This window comes from Brevibacillus sp. SKDU10 (assembly GCF_001645205.1).
Classification (GTDB): Bacteria; Bacillota; Bacilli; order Brevibacillales; family Brevibacillaceae; genus Brevibacillus_B; species Brevibacillus_B halotolerans.
This window is the reverse complement of record NZ_LSSO01000162.1, coordinates 1-19778: the sequence shown is the minus strand read 5'-3', so window position 1 is coordinate 19778 and position 19778 is coordinate 1. Positions and strand designations below refer to the sequence as shown.

The 19778-nt window shown below is 42.3% G+C and carries 17 protein-coding genes, 1 pseudogene and 1 riboswitch; of the genes and pseudogenes, 5 read left to right on the top strand and 13 right to left on the bottom strand.

Going from position 1 to position 19778, the window contains the following annotated elements; genetic code table 11:
• Window positions 1-32: 32 nt before the first annotated feature.
• The 3 genes and pseudogenes from AYJ08_RS13220 to AYJ08_RS13210 all read left to right on the top strand — a co-directional run.
• A pseudogene (locus AYJ08_RS13220) lies at window positions 33-299 on the top strand (response regulator transcription factor); the annotation flags it as partial.
• Between the two features lie 198 nt (window positions 300-497).
• On the top strand, window positions 498-1283 hold the full coding sequence (locus AYJ08_RS13215; RefSeq protein WP_064018111.1) for an enoyl-CoA hydratase-related protein: 786 nt from the start codon (window positions 498-500) through the stop codon (window positions 1281-1283).
• Window positions 1284-1294: 11 nt separating this feature from the next.
• Window positions 1295-2335, top strand: a complete 1041-nt coding sequence (locus AYJ08_RS13210; RefSeq protein ID WP_064018110.1) for an enoyl-CoA hydratase/isomerase family protein — start codon at window positions 1295-1297, stop codon at window positions 2333-2335.
• Between the two features lie 43 nt (window positions 2336-2378).
• Here AYJ08_RS13210 and AYJ08_RS13205 read toward each other — a convergent pair whose 3' ends face one another.
• The 8 genes from AYJ08_RS13205 to AYJ08_RS13170 form a co-directional block, all read right to left on the bottom strand.
• Window positions 2379-3833 (bottom strand): CoA-acylating methylmalonate-semialdehyde dehydrogenase, encoded by a 1455-nt coding sequence (locus tag AYJ08_RS13205; RefSeq protein WP_064018109.1) that lies wholly within the window; start codon window positions 3831-3833, stop codon window positions 2379-2381.
• A 15-nt stretch (window positions 3834-3848) separates the two neighbouring features.
• Complete coding sequence (locus AYJ08_RS13200) at window positions 3849-4736, bottom strand: NAD(P)-dependent oxidoreductase (protein ID WP_064018108.1); 888 nt, start codon at window positions 4734-4736, stop codon at window positions 3849-3851.
• 5 nt (window positions 4737-4741) lie between these two features.
• Window positions 4742-6448, bottom strand: coding sequence for an acyl-CoA dehydrogenase family protein (locus tag AYJ08_RS13195; RefSeq protein ID WP_064018107.1), 1707 nt, complete (start codon window positions 6446-6448; stop codon window positions 4742-4744).
• Between the two features lie 142 nt (window positions 6449-6590).
• Window positions 6591-7985, bottom strand: coding sequence for a sigma 54-interacting transcriptional regulator (locus tag AYJ08_RS13190; protein WP_064018106.1), 1395 nt, complete (start codon window positions 7983-7985; stop codon window positions 6591-6593).
• A gap of 166 nt (window positions 7986-8151) precedes the next feature.
• The gene (gene prpB / locus AYJ08_RS13185) at window positions 8152-9060 is read right to left on the bottom strand and encodes a methylisocitrate lyase (RefSeq protein ID WP_064018105.1); all 909 of its coding nucleotides are present in this window, start codon (window positions 9058-9060) and stop codon (window positions 8152-8154) included.
• Between the two features lie 15 nt (window positions 9061-9075).
• The gene (gene prpD, locus AYJ08_RS13180) at window positions 9076-10500 is read right to left on the bottom strand and encodes a 2-methylcitrate dehydratase (protein ID WP_369799682.1); all 1425 of its coding nucleotides are present in this window, start codon (window positions 10498-10500) and stop codon (window positions 9076-9078) included.
• Window positions 10501-10615: 115 nt separating this feature from the next.
• Complete coding sequence (mmgD, locus tag AYJ08_RS13175) at window positions 10616-11728, bottom strand: citrate synthase (RefSeq protein WP_064018103.1); 1113 nt, start codon at window positions 11726-11728, stop codon at window positions 10616-10618.
• Window positions 11725-11949, bottom strand: a complete 225-nt coding sequence (locus AYJ08_RS13170; RefSeq protein WP_064018102.1) for a hypothetical protein — start codon at window positions 11947-11949, stop codon at window positions 11725-11727. The genes mmgD and AYJ08_RS13170 overlap by 4 nt, the downstream gene beginning before the upstream one ends.
• 166 nt (window positions 11950-12115) lie before the next feature.
• Window positions 12116-12312, bottom strand: a riboswitch (cobalamin riboswitch).
• Window positions 12313-12609: 297 nt separating this feature from the next.
• On the opposite strand from AYJ08_RS13170, the gene AYJ08_RS13165 reads away from it, so the two are divergent.
• Window positions 12610-13812 carry a serine hydrolase domain-containing protein gene (locus AYJ08_RS13165; RefSeq protein WP_064018101.1) on the top strand — a complete coding sequence of 401 codons (1203 nt, stop codon included), beginning with the start codon at window positions 12610-12612 and terminating at the stop codon, window positions 13810-13812.
• 165 nt (window positions 13813-13977) lie between these two features.
• On the opposite strand, the gene rpmG is transcribed toward AYJ08_RS13165, so the two are convergent.
• The 4 genes from rpmG to AYJ08_RS13145 all read right to left on the bottom strand — a co-directional run bounded on the left by rpmG (window position 13978) and on the right by AYJ08_RS13145 (window position 17424).
• Window positions 13978-14127, bottom strand: a complete 150-nt coding sequence (gene rpmG / locus AYJ08_RS13160) for a 50S ribosomal protein L33 (RefSeq protein ID WP_064018100.1) — start codon at window positions 14125-14127, stop codon at window positions 13978-13980.
• Between the two features lie 23 nt (window positions 14128-14150).
• Window positions 14151-15374 carry a GTP-binding protein gene (locus AYJ08_RS13155; protein WP_064018099.1) on the bottom strand — a complete coding sequence of 408 codons (1224 nt, stop codon included), beginning with the start codon at window positions 15372-15374 and terminating at the stop codon, window positions 14151-14153.
• A gap of 300 nt (window positions 15375-15674) precedes the next feature.
• Entirely contained in the window at window positions 15675-16148 is a 474-nt protein-coding gene (gene ybaK, locus AYJ08_RS13150) for a Cys-tRNA(Pro) deacylase (RefSeq protein ID WP_064018098.1), read from the bottom strand.
• Window positions 16149-16293: 145 nt separating this feature from the next.
• Window positions 16294-17424 (bottom strand): MFS transporter, encoded by a 1131-nt coding sequence (locus AYJ08_RS13145; protein WP_064018097.1) that lies wholly within the window; start codon window positions 17422-17424, stop codon window positions 16294-16296.
• Window positions 17425-17523: 99 nt separating this feature from the next.
• Between AYJ08_RS13145 and AYJ08_RS13140 the strand changes: the two genes are divergently transcribed.
• Window positions 17524-18384, top strand: coding sequence for a LysR family transcriptional regulator (locus AYJ08_RS13140; RefSeq protein ID WP_064018096.1), 861 nt, complete (start codon window positions 17524-17526; stop codon window positions 18382-18384).
• 405 nt (window positions 18385-18789) lie between these two features.
• Here AYJ08_RS13140 and AYJ08_RS13135 read toward each other — a convergent pair.
• Window positions 18790-19778 (bottom strand): S-layer homology domain-containing protein (locus AYJ08_RS13135; RefSeq protein ID WP_197490660.1); only part of this gene is annotated, 989 nt, incomplete at its 5' end.

The following is a 19778-nucleotide window of genomic DNA, read 5'->3' as shown; positions in this document are numbered from 1 at the left end:
CCGCCTGAAGGATCAGGCGTTTGCTACTCGATTCTGTCCAATTGGCAGTCTGGTTCCAACCAGCTAAACCCTCTGACATCCTGCCTCTCATATCCGAAGCCTATGGGTTATCAGAGCGTGAAAAGCAAATACTCGATCAGCTTGTTAAAGGGTTCTCTACCAAAGAGATCGCCCATTCGCTCCATATTTCCGCCTATACGATGCAGGATCATCTTAAATCTATCTTCGCGAAAACAGGGGTAACCAGCAGGAGACAGCTTATTTGGCACTTCTTTTCCCGTTTCAGTGTACATACCTAACGATAGTGGGTGGCATGATTTCCTATAAGTAAAGCGAGCATCATTTCCCCTATCATGAAAAACGTCATGTCAAACTGTCTGTTTTGTATAGACACTTTGACAAGTTCTTTCCTGCTTTATCCTTTTAAGAAGCGTATCTCTTGGTTGGTGCAATTTTTGCATGATGAACCTTTATATCATGCCAAGGAGGTACGCTTTATGAAGAATACATTCACTGCTATCTCAAAACGAAATTTTATTACCATTGTAGAAATAAATAACCCGCCAGCTAATACATTATCCTCTGCATCTATTAAAGAATTGCGCTCCGTTTTCCATACTCTTGCCAATGACGAAGCCACAAGAGCGATTATCTTGACGGGATTCGGCCGTTTTTTTATTGCAGGTGCTGATATTAAGGAATTCGTCACTGTTCTTGGCAACGAAGCAGAGGCATTAGCAATGGCTACAGCCGGGCAAGCTCTCTGTGATGAAATTGAAGCAATGAACAAGCCAGTGATTGCCGCCATTAATGGCCCCGCATTAGGAGGAGGCCTTGAAGTGGCCTTGGGGTGTCATTATCGAATCGCCACCGAGCAGGCTATTCTTGGTCTCCCTGAATTAAAGCTTGGTCTACTCCCGGCTTTTGGCGGAACCCAACGCCTTAGTCGCCTAACAAATCCTGCGACAGCCTTGGAGATCATTTTGACAAGCAAGCAGATAACCAGTAGAGAAGCTTATGAGCTAGGTATCATCCAACAGGTTGTTACTGGAGAAGAATTGATTTCAGCGGCAATAAAAACGGCTGAATCTTTTATTGAGGGAAAAAGCATGACAAGTATAACTCGTACCATAGAATGCATCATGCAAGGTTATCAGGAGGATGTACAACACGGACTAAAAAGAGAACGCCATCGCTTTGCCGAATTATGTAAAACGAACGATGCTAGGGAAGGCATCCATGCTTTTGTCCAGAAGCGCAAGCCTAATTTTACCCAATCATAAGGAGGATGTGCATGACTGAGGATGTTCTATTTACTGTGAAGAATGGAATAGGCACCATTTTATTAAACCGGCCAAAGGCTCTTAACTCCCTCTCTTTGGAGATGCTGTTGCCCATGTTAGAAAAGCTAAAGGAATGGGAGACCGATCAGACCATTAGCCTGATTATTCTAAAGGGAGCTGGGTCAAAGGGATTTTGTGCAGGGGGAGATATTAAGGCACTGTATGAAGCCAAAAACAACGTTCTGTCCTTGCAAAAAGCACAGCGTTTTTTTGAAGTGGAATATCAGCTCGACCAATATATGTACCGTTATTCCAAGCCCATTCTTGCTTGCCTGGATGGTATCGTGATGGGGGGCGGTGCAGGTCTTACCTATGGTTGCAGCCACAGAATTGTGACTAATCAGACAAGATGGGCGATGCCTGAAATGAATATCGGTTTTTTCCCTGATGTGGGGGCAGCTTATTTTTTAAATCGGGCCCCGGGAAAAATAGGGCGTTATTTGGCCTTGACCGCAACGGTTATTCGTCCTGAAGATGTGCTTTATATAAATGGTGCTGATGCCTGCATTCCAAGCGAAGTCTTCCATAACTTTTTACATCAGGTAGAAGAAACAAATTGGCAGCAGCAGGACGTAGCTCGGACTTTAGAAAAACAGATTCAAGCCTATTCACAGACCTCCGTCTTAAAGAGTGAGCTTGCCTTATGGCAGGAAGAAATTGACCGTCACTTTGCATTTTCTACGGTCGAGGAAATCATCAGCTCTCTTGAACAGACTCCCAATGAATTCACAATCAAAACACGGGAAACTCTGTTGTCGAAATCTCCTCTTTCCCTAAAAGTAACCTTGCAGCAACAGATCAAGGGAGAGCGCGCAACGCTAGAGGAATGCTTTACAAACGATCTTATTCTTGCCAAAAACTTCATGAAACACAACGATTTTTATGAAGGGGTTCGTTCTGTTGTGATCGATAAGGACAATAGTCCGAGCTATCAATATAAACAATTATCTGATGTTCATGAAGAGATGGTGCAGAAGTTTTTTCATGAATAAGCTAAAAAAAAGCCGATCTCAAAGGAATCGGCTTTTTTGGTGATTAAAACCAGCGCTGCGTTACTACTTTTTTGCGCGTGAAAAATTGAACGCCATCCTTGCCATTCGTCCCTAAATCTCCATAGAAGGAGGCCTTGTTGCCTGCAAAGGAGAAGAAAGCCATAGGAGCTGGAACATTTACATTTACCCCAATCATCCCCGCATCAATTTGATCTCGGAACATTTGAACATGCTTTCCACTTGATGTATAAATGACAGCTCCATTAGCAAACTTGGATTGATTAGCCAGCTTTATACCTTCTTCAAGATTTTTTACTCGGACAATACTCAGAACGGGGGCAAAAATTTCATCCTGCCAAATTTTCATATCTGGCTGTACCTGATCAAATATAGTAGCCCCTACGTAATATCCCCCCTCTTCCTCCACATTCCGGCCATCAACTAATAGAGTAGCTCCCTCCTCTATCCCGGACTCGATATACCCCAATACGCGCTCCTTATGAGCTTCACGAATTAAGGGGCCCACAAAATTCTGCTCATAACGCCCATCACCCGTTTTTAATTTACGTGTTTCCTCAACCAATGCTTCAATGAACTGATCAGCAATTTCATCTGCCACAGCAACTACTGAGCATGCCATACAACGCTCTCCACTACTTCCAAAGGCCGCTCCCACTACCCCCGCAACCGTCTTTTCCAGATGGCAATCCGGCATAACAATAGCATGATTTTTTGCACCAGCTAAAGCCTGAACACGCTTTCCATTAGCAGTACCCACCTGATATACATATTTGGCAACAGGCTCCGAGCCTACGAAGGAGATTGCTTTAATGTCAGAATGCTCCACTATGCCATTTACTACCTCCTTACCGCCATGCACCAAGTTCAAGACTCCCTTTGGAAACCCTGCCTCATAAAACAGTTCAACTAATCTTCCTGCTAAAATAGGAGTACGCTCAGAGACTTTTAACACAAAGGTATTACCGCATGCGATCGCAAGTGGGAACATCCATAGCGGTACCATCATTGGAAAGTTAAAAGGCGTAATACCTGCCACTACCCCAAGCGGATAACGCCAAATAGACCCGTCAATTCCTTCAGCAATAGTAGGCAGGGTCTCACCCATCAGTAGGCTTGGTGCTGATGTAGCAAGCTCCACTACTTCAATTCCCCGCTGTACTTCTCCGCTGGCATCCTTCCATGTTTTTCCATTCTCTAATGTGATAATTTCAGCAAGCTCCTGCTTATGCTGTTGCAATAATTGGAGAAATGTATACAGTAATCTTGCCCGATTGGGAATCGGCACCTCCGCCCATCTCGTGTAAGCCTGAGCTGCTGCTTGTACGGCGCGATCTACATCCAGTCTCGTGGATAAGGGAACGATCGCGATTGTTTTTCCTGTGGCTGGATTGGGGACTTTTTCATATTCTGAGCCTGTTGAATCCATCCATTCTCCATTAATATGATTCTGAATGGTTTTTACCTGCAGCGTTACCATATCATTCACTCCTTTTTAGAGAATGCTTTTGGCTTGTTCATTCATTTTTTTATAGAGAACAGACATATCCTGTTCTCCCCATCCCTCTTTTTCAGCTTCTTCATAAAGCTTGAACAAGGCCTTACTAATAGGCAAATCTAATTCGCTATTTTCGGCTAAATCGAGGGCTAAGCCTAAATCCTTTAGGAGTAGCTTCAATGCAAAGCCAGGGTTATAGTCATCAGGGGCGATAAAGCTTCTGTAATTTCTTTCGTAGATTCTGCTTTGCCCATAACTGACATTTACTATCTGAAATAGAGTGTCTAGATTCATCTTGTTCTTTTGCGCTAAGGTAAGAGCCTCACTTACTCCTGCTGTATAAAAACCAATCAGTAGATTATTAATGATCTTCGTATTGGTTCCGCTATCTATCTGGTCGCTCACATGAAAAATATGGGTTCCTAACACTTTCATAATGGGCAGAACCCGTTCATAGATTTCCTTTGACCCTCCCACCATAAAAGTAAGCGTCCGATTAATCGCACCAATGACCCCTCCGCTGACAGGAGCAGCTAGAAAATGCACTCCTTTGGCGTTGGCCGCTTGCAATATCCTCACATTTACATCAGGTGAAACCGTACTTGTGTCAATGAAAATAAGGCTAGAATGGCTATGCTCGATAAGCCCCTCTTTTCCTAGATATATATCCTCTACTACTTGAGGGGAGGGAAGGCTGGTGAATATAACCTCGCACATGGCCGTCATGCTTGGAAGATCAACATCAACGAATCCGCCTGCTCGTTTAAAGGAAGCTTCTGCCTCTTTATTTACGTCGATCCCATATACCTGGAAATTGGATTCCACTAGGTTCTTAGCCATCGGAAGCCCCATATTCCCCAGTCCGATAAACCCTATCTGCTTCATTACCTTCAGCCCCCTTCAACTACGTACTTACCTGAAAGTATCATTTTATTCGCAATTTTCCGCTTCGCAAACACGAGATTTGAGTACATGGAGAGTGTTTTGGATCGAATACTGTCCAAGAGCGCCCTCCTGCTTGTTTCCTTAGACTCTAGGCTTGAAATAATGGATATCGTAGCCGCTTCTACTTGACGATAGCCTTCCTCACAAAGCACATCCGTCATCAATTGTTTTACTTCTTCTTTATTTGCTCCATGCTTTGCCCTCGCCTTCTGATTCCGAATAAGTACGGACTCCATCATATAGATATCCCGGATACTATCAGCTAGTAATCGCAGGTATTCCTGTTCCTGCTCCACTTGCTGATTCATCCGCTTTGCAAGCATTTCTAACGCGGCATGAAACAACTGCTTGGAGTAGTAGAGAAACTGCTGATTTCTACTAAGCTTGTCATGCATTCCGATCTCTTCTTTTTCAACAGTCCTTTTTAACAGCGCTCTTGCAATCGTTAGGCGATTGATTTCATTTGTCCCTTCAAAAATGCGACTAATCCTAGCGTCACGATATAATCGCTCCACTTGATAATCCTGCATATAGCCATATCCACCATGAATTTGAACCGCTTCATCCACAATCCAGGCTAACGCTTCGGAGCTTACAACTTTATTAATGGCACACTCCATTGCATATTTAGATAGTTCGTTACTCGCCTCTTCCTTGCTGTGTAAAAAATCATCGATTACGCCTGCTGTTCGATAAGCAGCGCTCTCCGATGCGTAAATGGCCACTGCCATACTTGCTATCTTTTCTTGGATCATCGTGAACTCGACCAATTTCTTTCCAAATTGCTGGCGTGTGGTGCCATACGCAATGGATAACTGAAGTGCCTGCTTTGCTGTGCCAATATTACCAAACGCCAGCTTAAGCCTAGCTAAGTTGAGAATATTTAATGCGACACGATGCCCTTTGCCCACCTCCCCCAGAACATTGGTAACAGGAATAGAAACCTCTTCTAACAGTAGCGTAGCTGTAGAAGAGCCCTTGATCCCCATTTTCTTCTCTTCAGGCCCTATGGAAACCCCGCTTGCGCCTTTTTCAACAATAAATGCTGTCATCCCCTGCTGTGTTTTTGCAAATACCACAAAAACATCTGCAATCCTTGCATTGGTAATCCACTGCTTTTCGCCATTTAGAATCCAAGCTGTACCAGCATCGTTTAGATATGCAGTTGTTCTTGCTTGAAGAGCATCAGAACCAGCGTTAGGTTCCGTTAAGGCATAGCCAGCAATCCATTCCCCTGACACTAGCTTGGGCAATATACGTTGTTTTTGTTCTTCGGTCCCATAATATACATATGGGAGTGTGCCAACACCTGCATGAATATTAAAGGATATGCTAAAGGAACCAGCATAACCCATCTTTTCTGCAACCAAGCCCGACACTTTTTTCCCTAAGGAAACTCCTCCGTATGCCTCTGGAACATCCACTCCCAACAGGCCAAGCTCCCCTGCCTGTGTAAACAGCTTCCTCGTCACACTGTAGTCATGTTGTTCTATTCTCTCTAATTTGGGAATAATGGCACTCTGAACAAACTGCTCTGTTGTTTTCGAAATCAGCTCTTCCTCAGCTTCAAAATCCTCGGGTGAAAAGAAAGATTGATTATCAAACAAGCATGATCCTACGACCAAACATTTGTTGTCTTCTCTTATCCCCATCCCTATCCTCCTCTTCGGCATTCTTACATCTCACCTATATTGCAAGGGCTGTGCCAATAAATAGCCTCCGTAATATAAGGGGGAGACAAGGAAGAGTTTGTATATTTTGTTTGAACAAATTGACAGAGTAAACACTTTCCTATTAGACATGAAACCTAGCTAGTTTATTGTATAGGGTAGCTCGTGAGATACCCAAACGCTCGGCCGCTTTTGATTTGTTCCCTTTGACCTCCTTTAGGACATTTTCAATTCGTTTTTTTTCTTCCTCTTCTTGATGCGGCATAGCTCTCTTGTGTCGATTTTGGAAGGAAACAATCGTCGAGTTCAATTCCGTTTGAGCGTGATAATGGTATATAAATTCCTCTGGCAAGTCTTTTGTGCCTATATGAGAGTGATCGATCAATACATACATTCTTTCCATAACATTGATTAGTTCACGGACATTTCCCGGCCAATCGTATTTAAAAAAGAGTTGTAACGCTTCTTCATCCATTGTTTTTTTAGCGGTTCCGTAAGTGGTACAAAGTCTGCTGGAGTATTCCTCCATAATACGCGGGATATCAGCTTTTCTTTGTCTAAGAGGGGGGATATGAATAGGAATAACGTGAAGCCGATGATAGAGGTCCTCTCTAAATTCACCCCTTTTCACCAGTTCCCCTAAATTTTTATTCGTCGCTGTGATTAATCGAAAATCTACAAATACGGAAGATACACTGCCAATGCGTTCAATCTCTTTTTCCTGTAAAACCCTTAAAATCTTCACTTGAGTAGATAGCGGTAAATCACCAATTTCATCTAAAAATAATGTACCCCTATGGGCAAGCTCAAACTTTCCAGGCTTTCCATCCTTGTTTGCCCCTGTGAACGCTCCACCCACATAGCCAAATAGTTCCGATTCTAATAGATTATCTGGAATAGCTGCACAATTTACAGGGATAAAGGAACCTTCTCTGGTCATTCCCAGATAGTGAATGGCACGAGCAAACTGTTCCTTTCCAACCCCACTTTCTCCCGTCAGCAAAACAGGAGCTCTCGACATCGCAGCCTTCCTAGCCATTTGTTTTGCCTTCATAATAGCCGGGCTTTCCCCAAGTATCTCCCCCATGACAGCCGATGCAGAGGGCTTATCCTCTCCATTAGCTGGCTTGGCTCTCATCGACATGGCATGCAAAGACTTCTGGTACATCAGCAGTTCCTTGTTACGAATTGCCCCTTCATATTTCTGATTCTTTGCATTTGTGATGTATAAAGGAAGCCTTTCGATATCCCGCATAGAAAAACTAGACGTTTCTGTATAAAAACGCTTGGATAGCAAAGGGGCTATGATACCATCTAAGCCTATTCCTTCCTCCAATCCCTGAACACAATCCTGCAATTTGATAACCCCAAGTAAACTTCCCTTTTCAAGAACTGGAAGCTCCGTACTCTCTAATTGGACCATTCCCCGCATAACTTCTCTAATAGAGCTGTCTTTACGTACCATCCGCTCATCTTTTTTCATCCAATTCAGGACGGAATAGCGGTCCGCATTATTCATAGCTACCTTACTCCTTCCCCCTAATTTCATCCTGTCCAATTCGAAGGAACAGGGGTATTTCGTTCCTTATTCATTCATGGTGAAGGAAAAAGCGACTGGTTAGTATCTGCACGTACATGACCCGCAAAGAAACCCCTCATCGCTTTTTACCGTTTTACACCTTGTTCTATTGTTCTTTGGTCAAAATCGTTTTCGCTATTTCCTTATCCAACGCTTCGAACTCTTCATAAGAAATTACTTCGTATAATTCGCTTCTAGTCTGCATATTAGCTAGTTCACCTTTTTGGGTACCTTGTTCTTTCATCACTTGAAAAACACGCTCGTATGCCTTAGCCGCCACTCTAAGCGACGTTACCGGATAAATAACCATACGGTACCCCAGCTTAGCGAATTCCTCTGCTGTATAATAAGGAGTTTTCCCAAATTCAGTCATATTTGCTAGTAAAGGTGCAGATATACGCTGGGCAAACATACGAAATTCCTCCGCTGATTCTAGTGCTTCGGGAAATATGGCATCTGCCCCAGCCTCCCCATAGGAACGTGCCCTTTCTATCGCCGCGTCCAAACCTTCTACTGACCTAGCATCAGTACGTGCGACAAGTACTAACGTTGGTGCTACCTTTTTAATCGCGATAATCTTCTGGACCATTTCTTCTGTCGTCACCAGCTTCTTGCCATTTAAATGTCCACATTTTTTGGGAAGCTGCTGATCCTCTAGTTGCACTGCGGCAACATTAGCCTCTAGCATTTCTCTAGCAGTCCGGGAAACATTAAGAATCCCGCCAAATCCTGTATCTATATCTACTAATACTGGTAAATCAGTTGCGCGTATCAATTCCTTTGCCCGTTGAGCTATCTCAGTAGACGTGACGATTCCTAGGTCTGGCAAACCACAACTGGCCGTGTAAGCTGCACCGGATAAATAGAGCGCTGAAAATCCCGCCCGCCTCGCCATAAGAGCTGCCAGCGCATCGTGTGCGCCGGGAATTTGCAAAAGATCGGGAGCATTCATCAATTCCCTGAATTTCATTGCTAATTCAGCTTGTGATGACGGCTGATCGACAATCCAAGCCATTTCGTTTGCCCCTCTCTATATTAAAAATAATTCGATAAATTCAGTAACGGCCATGCTGTTTAACCTTTCTGAATCCATGCATGCTTCTTTTATTTTACTAACCTGCTTTTGTGAATAATGTGTGCTTACATTTTCAACAAATTTTTCAATGATTTTAGGGATGGCTTCTACCCTGCGGAAGCGATGCCCTAATGGATATTCGCATTCTATTTGCTCAGAAGAAGACCCGTCTTTATAATGCACTTGAACAGCATTTGCGATTGATCGCTTACTCGGTTCTAAATAATCAATGCTGTACTGTTTATTTTCAACAACCACCATTTTATTGCGTAAGATATCGATTCTTGGATCAGATGCTGCTAGGTCTTCATAATGGTCTGCTTTAATGTCACCAAATAGCAAGCCGATAGCCGTAATATATTGCAAGCAATGATCCCGGTCTGCTGGATTATTCAATGGACCTACCTTATCAATGATCCGAATAGCTGATTCATGCGTTGTGATTGTAATGCTGTCAATCTCATCAAAACGAGCCATTACCTCCGGATGAAGCTTGATTGCGCATTCCGCGGCTGTTTGTGCATGAAATTCGGCTGGATAGGAGACTTTGAACAGCACATTCTCCATTACATAGGAATCCAAGGGTCGAGCTAGCTTTATCTCTTGTTTATTGAACAAGACATCCTGGAATCCCCAGCCTGGTGCAGTAAGAGCTGTTGGATATCCCATTTCTCCTTTTAAGGCCATCATAGCTAGCTGAACGCCCCGGCTAGTTGCATCGCCAGCAGCCCAAGATTTACGTGATCCTGTATTCGGAGCATGCCTATATGTCCGTAAACTACTATTATCAAGCCAAGCATTTGATAATGCGTTGTTTATTTCTTCCCGAGTTCCTCCTAGCATCTGTGCTACAACTGCTGTTGTTGCAATTTTAACAAACAATACATGATCAAGCCCGACTCGATTCAAGCTGTTTTCTAATGCCAGCACTCCCTGAATTTCATGTGCTTTCACCATCGCCTCCAGCACCTGATGCATCGTTAATGGCTGTTTCCCCTCCGAGATCCGTGCACGGCTTATATAATCAGCAACAGCTAAAATTCCGCCCAGATTATCTGATGGATGTCCCCATTCTGCCGCTAGCCACGTGTCATTGTAATCTAGCCAACGAATCATACAACCAATATTAAAGGCGCCTCTCACTGGGTCAAGAACAAAGGATGTACCTGGTACCCTACATCCATTGGGAACAACTGTCCCCAAAACAATAGGTCCAAGTAGCTTCGTGCAATCTGGATAGCTCAATGCTAAAATTCCACAACCAAGTGTATCCAGCAGGACATATCTGGCAGTCTCAAATGCTTCCAAGCTCGTAATCCTCTTATGTAAAACATAATCTGTAATTTGCTCGATCAGCTCATCCGTTTTGTTTATCTCCATATTTTTTAACAAAGTATCCTTCCCTTTCTATTTAAAATTATTTATCATGGTACATGATGTTGGTCAGAACATCATGTAGGCGTTGCTGGCTTACACATAAATTCCCAATCCTACCTCAAAGAACATGCCGCTCGCCTACATATTTTACACGTGGCCGGAATAGACGATTTTGTGCGTGCTGTTCAAGAACATGTGCGCAAATTCCTGCTGTTCTCGCAGCGAAAAAGATAGGTGTATACAATGGAATAGGAATCCCAAGCATCCAATACACAGGCGCTGCATAGTAGTCCAAATTCGGGTATAGTCCCTTTTCCCTCTCCATAATCCTCTCACCGGCTTCACACATGTGGTATAAAAGATCGTCCCCTTTTATATGACATAGCTGCCGTAACGCTCCTTTCATCATTGTCGCTCTAGGGTCCATTTTTTTCATATAGACCCGGTGACCAAATCCCATTATCTTTTCTTTGTTGGATAGCTTGGTGCGTAACAACTCCTCGAACTTGGAAATTGTCCCTGCCTCTAGCAATAAGTGCATAACAGCCTCATTTGCCCCCCCATGAAGACTACCCTTCAAGGAAGCAACCGCCCCCGTCAAAGCCCCGTACAAATCCGATTGCGTAGAAGCGATGACCCTTGCTGTAAACGTGGAATTCGGCATCTCATGCTCGCTGTACAAAAGCAGAGACAGATCAAATATTTTTTCCTCAATCGGCGATGGCTTTCTCCCGGTGACCATATAGAAGAAGTTAGCACTATACGGTAAATTTTTGTCTGGATGGATCATCTCCGTTTTGGTCAGAATCCGATAACTATTAGCCGCAATGCTAGGAACTTGACCTAGTAGCCGGTAAGCCCGCTCCTTATTCACAAGCATGGAGCGATCCTCAATCGCATGATCATACCCTCCCAGAACGGAAATTCCTGTTCGCAGGCCATCCATAGCGTGTGTCTGCTCAGGCAACAGCTTTAAAACCTCAAATACCGCACTAGGCAATTCATATCGCTCTAGCATGCTTGTTTCCAAAGAGTTTTTCTCTGCCTGATCGGGAAGCCGTCCCTCCAGTAAAAGATGAATAATATCGACATAGCTAACGGATTTAGAAAGCTCAATCAGATCGTAACCCCGAATCACGATTTCCTCTTGTATGGTATCAAGGTAAGAAATGCTTGTTTCTGCAGCCACCACACCGTCTAGCCCAGGAGAAAATTTTTCAAGCTCATTCATTCCTCTTCCTCCATTCCAAATAACTGTTCTTTGGTTAGCTTGTAGGCTTTTTCAAGGTTGCGATAGTAATCTGTTTTGACTTCCTCTGCAACGTCTTGTCGCTTGATTTCATTCCCTAATAGACCATAAATGACTTCTAGCGAATCAGGACTTTCTAGACTTAGATTGTTCATGATTGCTGTGTTGAAATAATTCCTGAAATACCCTACTGTCCCAAACAAAAAATCCCTCCTAGACTCCAAAGCATCGCATCACGCAAAAAAACAACTTCCTAAAAGAAAGTTGTTGTTAATGGGCGAAAGCGAAAAACTCAAATAAACATGTAAAAATTTAAAAATACCACATGTTTAATCGCTCGCACGTAACACCTCCTATCCTCGTAGGAACTGATGTGTGCTAAAACAGGCAGGTCTCCTGGCTCATGATCATCGCGATTCGAACCTTCCCATTTTCATTTGAATGAAAACAGTGGCATTTTTTCGAATAGCTCCCAATTACAGTTGCGGGACAGCGTCGGATTCTAACCGAACTTCCCTTTTAAGCAAATAACAACGGTTATCTGCACCTGTTTCTACACATATTTGATTTTCAGCTTAAACATAACAAATAGTCTAAAAAATTACAATTATTAATTTTATATCTGTAGTGACTTTATTGCTTTGATATTGTCATGTAGAACTTATTGTACATGTATATACACTCTCTAAACAAAAAATAACCTCATAGCAACTTCATGTTCTGTTTAGCCATAAACGAATGAATGTAACATCATAAGTCCTCATATTCTAAAAACAGGATAAAAACCTAATATATTGAATAAGAATACCCCACTGTCTTATAATCAAATATACCATAATTAGGTAAATAAAGGAGGGTATTTCTTGAAGAGTAAACAACTATCGAAAAAGAAAATATGGTGGTATAGCCTAAGTATCGTGGTTGCTGCTATATTACTTCTCCTAATGTGGGCAGTCATTCGGAATTGGAACATTATTAACGTGCTGAATAAGGATAAGCTTAGCTATAATTTTCAGAGCATGGACAATATTTTTCCAAGTCGCGCTATAGAAACATCGCAGCCTGTTTTCCAATTTGAAACATTACAAAAAGAGTTGCCCCAAACTTATACATACAAAGATCAAACATTAGCTATTGAAGACTTTTTGCAACGAACAAAGACGAATGGATTACTAGTGCTCAAGGATGATAAGATCGTGAAGGAATTCTATCAAAATGGTGTAAATGAACAAACAAGGTTTACTTCTTGGTCAGTGGCTAAGTCATTTATCTCTGCTCTCGTTGGTATCGCTATTGATGAAGGATTCATTAAAAATGTAAATGATCCGATCACCCACTATGTGCCAGAATTGAAGGGCAGCGGCTACGATGGTGTACCGATTAAGGATATTTTGCGAATGGCTTCTGGAGTTAGCTTTGATGAAGACTATGACGCCACCTTTTCAGATATAAACATGATGATGTATAAGACATTTCTATTCGATAAATCGGTAAATGATTATGCATTGGGGCTACAATCTCAGCGCCCATCCGGAACTTTTCAGCATTATATCAGCATTGATACACAGGTTCTTGGCATGCTGATCAGTAAGGTTACAGGCAATCCCCCGTCCCAATATTTACAGGAGAAAATCTGGGGGCCTCTTGGAATGGAATCTGATGCTTACTGGAGTACCGATCGCCTTGGCACAGAGCTATCCTTTATGGGTCTAAACGCAACCATTAGGGATTATGCTAAGTTTGGAAGCTTATATCTTCATGAAGGAAATTGGAACGGAAAACAAATCATCTCCAAAAAGTGGGTGCAAGAATCCACACAGATCGAAAAGCCTCAGCCTAATCACGATCCTAAGGGAGTGTTAGGCTACCAATACCAATGGTGGGAGGCTGATCCCGCAGATGGTTCCTACAGCGCTATTGGAGTCTATGGACAATTCATTTATGTGAATCCAAAGGCCAAAGTAGTAATCGTCAAAACCAGCGCTGACCCCGATTACGGCCGAGATGATTATCATGATGAAAATTTTGCTGTGTTTCAATCTATCGCGAATCATTTCAGTAAATAAACTTCATTTGCTTCCTCATACTGACGGCACGATTCTCTGCTAGCTGGTTGCATTGCTATCCAATCTCTAGCTACTAGCAAATGTGGTTGAAGAGATATCCCCCACTATGATTAAGACACTCTTTTCTCTTATATGCGAAAAGAGTGTCTTTGTCTTATCTACCAGCTATTTCGTTTCACGATGAAGAGTATGTTTTTTTAGACGAGGGGAATATTTCTTTAGCTCTAGGCGTTCGGGATTATTTCTTTTATTTTTTGTTGTAATGTAGGTACGATCTCCAGATTCTGTGCATTGCAGGGTAACTGTTACTCTCATTGGTTAAATCCTCCTGATCATTTCTATTTATTATCCTGGCTACTAAGCGTCTCGACAATAACATCACTTGTTGGCAATGGATCTCTCAATGTATTCCAGTCTGCATGCAGCTCTTCGTTTGTTACAAGGCAAGCATCTAAAGACCGGATGATATTGCCTTGGTCTAGATCAAATCCAATACATACAAGCTCATTGATACGATCTCCGAATTGAGGGTCCCATTCTTCAGCCCATTCAGGGTCTTCCGCCAGTATCTGCTGCTTCTCTTCTTCGGGTAAAGCCGACACCCAATAGCCCGCTGACTCCAATTGAATCGATGGACCTGCCTGACTAATCGTCAAAGCTATGTCATTACGGGTAGCAACCCATAGGAAGCCCTTTGCTCTCACCACATTTTCAGGCCAATCCTGAAGCCATTTATATAGTCGTTCAGGGTGAAACGGAATTCTTCGGCGATAGACAAAAGCGGAGATTCCGTATTCTTCTGTCTCTGGAGTATGGCTTTGCTTTTGTAATTCTTGTAACCATCCAGCAGATTGGCTTGCTTTTTCAAAATCGAACAGCCCTGTATGAAGAATTTCTTTAGGATCAACCTTGCCATAGGAGCTTCGAATGAATTTTGCCGTTGGCTGAAGCTTACGAAGAATTTGCTCCAAATGCTCTACATCCTGTTCTCCAACCATGTCACATTTATTTACGATTAAAACATCACAAAACTCAATTTGGTCAATTAGCAATTCGACGATTTCACGCGTGTCTGTTTCATCCACTGCATGGCCGCGCTCCAATAAGCTTTCTCCCGAGGAAAAATCATGCCAAAAACGGTTCGCGTCCACTACAGTCACCATTGTATCCAGCCGGCACATACGCGAAAGATCTATCCCCATTTCTTCGTCTACATACGTGAAGGTTTGCGCTACTGGTAACGGCTCTCCTATTCCGGTGGATTCAATCAGGATGTAATCATAGCGATCCTCATTGACTAACCGTTCGACTTCCACTAATAAATCCTCACGTAGCGTACAGCAAATACAACCGTTCGACAGCTCCACAACCTTCTCGTCTATTCTGGAAATCCCACCGCCATTCCTTATCAGATTGGAATCGATATTCACCTCGCTTAGATCGTTTACAATGACTGCTACACGAAGGCCCTCTCGATTGTGTAAAACATGATTCAAAATAGAAGTCTTGCCCGCTCCAAGATAGCCGCTTAACACAGTAACCGGAACTCGCTTTTCACCCATATGTAAGTACCCTTCTTTCGTACAGGTATAGGAGATAATAGAAAGCATGCTAGAATTAAATCGTAACGATTACGATTTAACCAATATACTACTGCACTCACAGAAACAAGTCAACTCAAATAATAATCATTACGATTTACAAACGATAGATTTGTTATAGAAACTAGCCAATCGCGTAAAGCAAAAGACTTTCAGACTAACGAAAAAAAGCCTGTAACAACAAGGTTTTTGCTGTTACAGGCTTCCAAAGAATAGAGCTGCATTTCGATATCGTTATTCAACAGATAAGATAGAATCTCTCTACATAGTCAGGCTCGCAGAAGTAGCTTTACTTACCTTAATCAAATCAGCGGGATTAAGAAAGATCTGCAAGCCCCTTTTACCAGCACTAATACTAATTAGCTGGAGACTGAGAGCTGACTCGTCAATAAATAGTGGGTAATTTTTTTTGGTGCCTAGAGGTGAACACCCGCCCCGTATGTATCCCGTTAACTCTAGTATCTCTTTCATTGGCACCATTTCTGCCTTCTTATTCTTACTAACGGCTGCCAGTAATTTTAAGTGAAGCTCCTTATGGGCAGGAATACAAGCCATGATAACCCCGGTCTTATCACCACGAAGTACAAGAGTTTTAAAAACCTGCTCTACTTGCAAATCAACCTGCTGAGCTACATGTTTTGCGTTTAAATGCTCCTCATCCCATTCGTACTCATGCACCGTATAGGGAACCTTATGTTTATCCAGCAAACGACAAGCATTTGTTTTATTGCTCATATCATTACACTTCCTTATAAGGGTTACCCTTATTATAACGCATGTAAGAATTTCTTTTATTCTATTTGCCTCTTTAGTTAACTAGGTCCCTTTGTAAAAAGTAGACAATAGCCCTGCTGTTTGTCCCCTATACGATTTCGAGCTATCATTTTCTTGCTATCAAAACCCATTGTAATCCCATCGCAATCACTAAGATACCACCCGTAAGATAAGGTAACATCACCGGGGTCATTCCTTGTTCTAGCAATATTCCATTTGTCATTGTCCCAATTGATCCAGCAAGATAATTGATAGAGCTTAACAGGGCAATGGAAATAGCAGCATGCTCAGGACTGATTTCTACTAGTGTTTTTTGCTGGGTTGCTAAGGCCGCCCAGCCACTAGCCCCCCACAGCATCAAGACGATAGCAAGTATGGCTGACAGGGAATAAATGCTGCCCATTACGATAAAAGATACTAGCATCACGATTAATAAGTACATTAATATAACTCTGGGTCTCTTATAAAAATCCATAAGATAACCAATGATAAAGCTCCCAGCAATGCCACCGATCCCCCACATCCAAATAAAAACAATCGATTGCTCAAATCCATATGCCCTAATAATAAGATCTAGGTACGTATATAAGCCTAAACTGCAAAAGCTAAGGAGCACAGTTATCATCATAACAAGCTTTATATCTTTATTTTTAAACATACGCACTCGTTCTCTGAGTGTCGGCAAACTATTTGATTGTACCTCTGGGAACTTCCACCATACAGCTACAATTCCTAATACACCAATCCATACAATAAACCACATAGTGATCCGCCAATCAAAGATAGCGGAAATATAAATCCCCAAAGGGACGCCTATTACAGTTCCCGTACTCATTCCTAGCAAGATTGTACTTAACGCCCTCCCCCTTTGCTTTTCCTCAACTAAGGAAACTGATGCTGATGAGGCTAATGGCGAGTAAAGCCCTGCCCCTATCCCCGCTAATCCTCTTGAAATCAATAAAAGGCTAAACTGATGCGTAACCGCAGTAATAAAGTTAGCAAGTGTGAATATTGATAAAGCTGTTACTAATGTATATTTTGCATTTGTTTTACTCATGATGGTTGCAAATACAGGAGCTGCAATCGCATAGCATAAGGTAAATACGCTAACAGTTTGTCCTGCGACCCCAATAGATACACGAAAGTCTTCAGCGATACTAGGTAAAATTCCAGCCATAACATAAGCATCCACACCTAGTGCGAACATACCCAACAGCAATAAATATATCCTTCTCAATGGAAATCACCCTTTTTCTTTGATGTTCAATTCTTATCCTATCGGGTATAGTCATATTAGTGAAATTAATAATATGCATAGAAGGTATGAGGATAACTTATGACGATAGCTAGATATGAGGTATTACAAAAGGTTGTTGAGCTAGGGAATTTTACACGAGCTGCTGAACAGCTTAACATGACTCAATCAGCAGTCAGCCATGCTATTGCTAGTTTAGAAAAAGAGTTTGGCTATCCTTTGCTACACCGAAATAAGCAAGCGGAAATCAGCCGGACTGCATTTGCCGATCGAATCCTGCCGCATATACAGCAGATTCTCAAGAGCGAGGCTATTATTAAGCAGGAATTATCGATTCAAAACAATCAACTCGAAGGCACTCTAAAAATAGGGGCCTTTACAAGCGCGGCATCACAGATCTTACCTGCCATGCTGGCTAATTTAAAAAAGACCTATCCTGGTGTAAAAGTCATTTTATTTGAGGGCACCTATGGGGAAATCATCGAGTGGATTGTAAACGGTACCGTAGATATTGGCTTTATTGTTGATGCTCCTATCAATCACCGTTTGAACGTGATACCCGTAAAAAAAGATGAATTAGTCTTGGGTTTGCCTAAAAACCACACCCTTTGTCAGCAAAAGGTCGTTGATATTAAAAAAATAACTGGGATGGACTTTATCATGCCAAAAGGCCCTTATCAGACATTGGTTTTAGAAAATTTAACCGCTCATCAGGTATGTCCCCATGTCATTTTAGAGGTTCTTCATTGTGAAACGATCGTCAACATGGTCTCTCAGGGTATCGGGATTACGATGGGTCCTGAGCTATTTTTCAAATCACATAAGAATATTGAAATAAGGAAGGTAAAGCAAAAGAAATATCGTCAAATCTACTTGGCTTTTAAAGAAGTAACACCTATTGGTAATGCCTTTTGTCTATGTAATCAGTTGCAGCATGCGTAATATGGCTATCCTGATTTCCCCTCTCTTCATATCGTTTGTCACAAAATTGGTTGCTTGATCGTTATATGTGCAAACCGAAACGTGGAGAGGATTTGCATGCAGGAAGTAGCTTGTATTGTTGTTGGTGGAGGTTATGCTGGTATTAATGCCATCAACGCCATTCGGAAAGCCTTTGCAAAAAGCCAATTCTTACACCCTTCGCCTGATTGTGATTGACAAACAGCCCCACCACCTGCGAAAGGTATTACTGTTCAAACCCGCTGCATGTATGAATTACAACGAGGTACTGAATTCCTATGGGTTTTACCACAGATCAACTAAGTCGTTTCCTAAATAAAAATGCCACTCGTAAGGCATCCGCTGGACGTCCTTAGAGTGGCGCTATTTTAATACTGTACCATTTGATTATTTCTTCTCAGGCATTTTATGCACTACTTGTTCGAGCAGCACTGCAATTTCCGCTCTTGAAGCAGGAGCCGTTGGATTGAGATTTTTACCGTCTCCTTTTACAATTCCTTCTGCTACTAATGCGCTGATAGCTTCCTTCGCGTTATTCTTCACCTTATTAGAATCGGCAAAACGATTCAGCTCAGCCGTTTCACCCTTTTTCAGCTCCATACCGGACTTAATCATGGCCTGATACAAGATTACCATTAGATCTTGTCTTGTAATAGGCGTGTCTGGATTAAACTGTTCACCCTCGAAGCCCTGAATGATTCCTTGATCCCTCAGGCTTGTTACTGCCCCAGAATAATAGCTGTTTTGTGGGACATCAGGGGTATTTCCTGTCACATCTGATTTCAGATCAAACATTCTCATCACGATGAGAGCAAAATCTCCGCCCTTCATGGCCGCTTTTGGAGTAAATGTGTGATCAGAGGTTCCTAAAATGATTCCCTTAGAATTCAACAGCTCGATCGAGTTTTGCGCCCACTTATGGTTTTTCAAATCATCAAACGTTTTTGTTGTCGAATTGCCTTCTTTTTCGACTTTAGCAGGATTTTGGGTTCCTTGGTTGTTTGTTGCTGTTGCCGTTGTTGCTGTTGTTGTCGTTGCCGTGTTTTTGTTTTGATCCGTATCTTTGTCTCTCTCTTTGTCCCTGTCTTTATCTTTGTCTTTATCTCTGTCTCTATCTCTGTCCTTGTCCCTATCTTTAACCTTATCCGTCTCTTTATCTGGTTCCTTCTCTTTATCCTTCTCCGGTTCTTTATCTCTATCTTTCTCCGGTTCCTTATCTCTGTCTTTCTCCGGTTCCTTATCTCTGTCTTTCTCCGGTTCTTTATCTCTGTCTTTCTCCGGTTCCTTATCTTTGTCTTTCTCCGGTTCCTTATCTCTGTCTTTCTCCGGTTCCTTATCTTTGTCTTTCTCCGGCTCTTTATCTCTGTCTTTCTCCG

Coding starts and splice junctions, on each gene's coding strand:
- AYJ08_RS13190 (WP_064018106.1), bottom strand. CDS start 7,985: ATGAATAATGCGGACCGCTATTCCGTCCTGAATTGGATGAAAAAAGAT.
- AYJ08_RS13155 (WP_064018099.1), bottom strand. CDS start 15,374: ATGGGTGAAAAGCGAGTTCCGGTTACTGTGTTAAGCGGCTATCTTGGA.
- prpB (WP_064018105.1), bottom strand. CDS start 9,060: ATGGCTTGGATTGTCGATCAGCCGTCATCACAAGCTGAATTAGCAATG.
- mmgD (WP_064018103.1), bottom strand. CDS start 11,728: ATGAATGAGCTTGAAAAATTTTCTCCTGGGCTAGACGGTGTGGTGGCT.
- prpD (WP_369799682.1), bottom strand. CDS start 10,500: ATGGAGATAAACAAAACGGATGAGCTGATCGAGCAAATTACAGATTAT.
- rpmG (WP_064018100.1), bottom strand. CDS start 14,127: ATGAGAGTAACAGTTACCCTGCAATGCACAGAATCTGGAGATCGTACC.
- AYJ08_RS13140 (WP_064018096.1), top strand. CDS start 17,524: ATGACGATAGCTAGATATGAGGTATTACAAAAGGTTGTTGAGCTAGGG.
- AYJ08_RS13195 (WP_064018107.1), bottom strand. CDS start 6,448: ATGGGGATAAGAGAAGACAACAAATGTTTGGTCGTAGGATCATGCTTG.
- AYJ08_RS13205 (WP_064018109.1), bottom strand. CDS start 3,833: ATGGTAACGCTGCAGGTAAAAACCATTCAGAATCATATTAATGGAGAA.
- AYJ08_RS13200 (WP_064018108.1), bottom strand. CDS start 4,736: ATGAAGCAGATAGGGTTTATCGGACTGGGGAATATGGGGCTTCCGATG.
- AYJ08_RS13215 (WP_064018111.1), top strand. CDS start 498: ATGAAGAATACATTCACTGCTATCTCAAAACGAAATTTTATTACCATT.
- ybaK (WP_064018098.1), bottom strand. CDS start 16,148: ATGAGCAATAAAACAAATGCTTGTCGTTTGCTGGATAAACATAAGGTT.
- AYJ08_RS13210 (WP_064018110.1), top strand. CDS start 1,295: ATGACTGAGGATGTTCTATTTACTGTGAAGAATGGAATAGGCACCATT.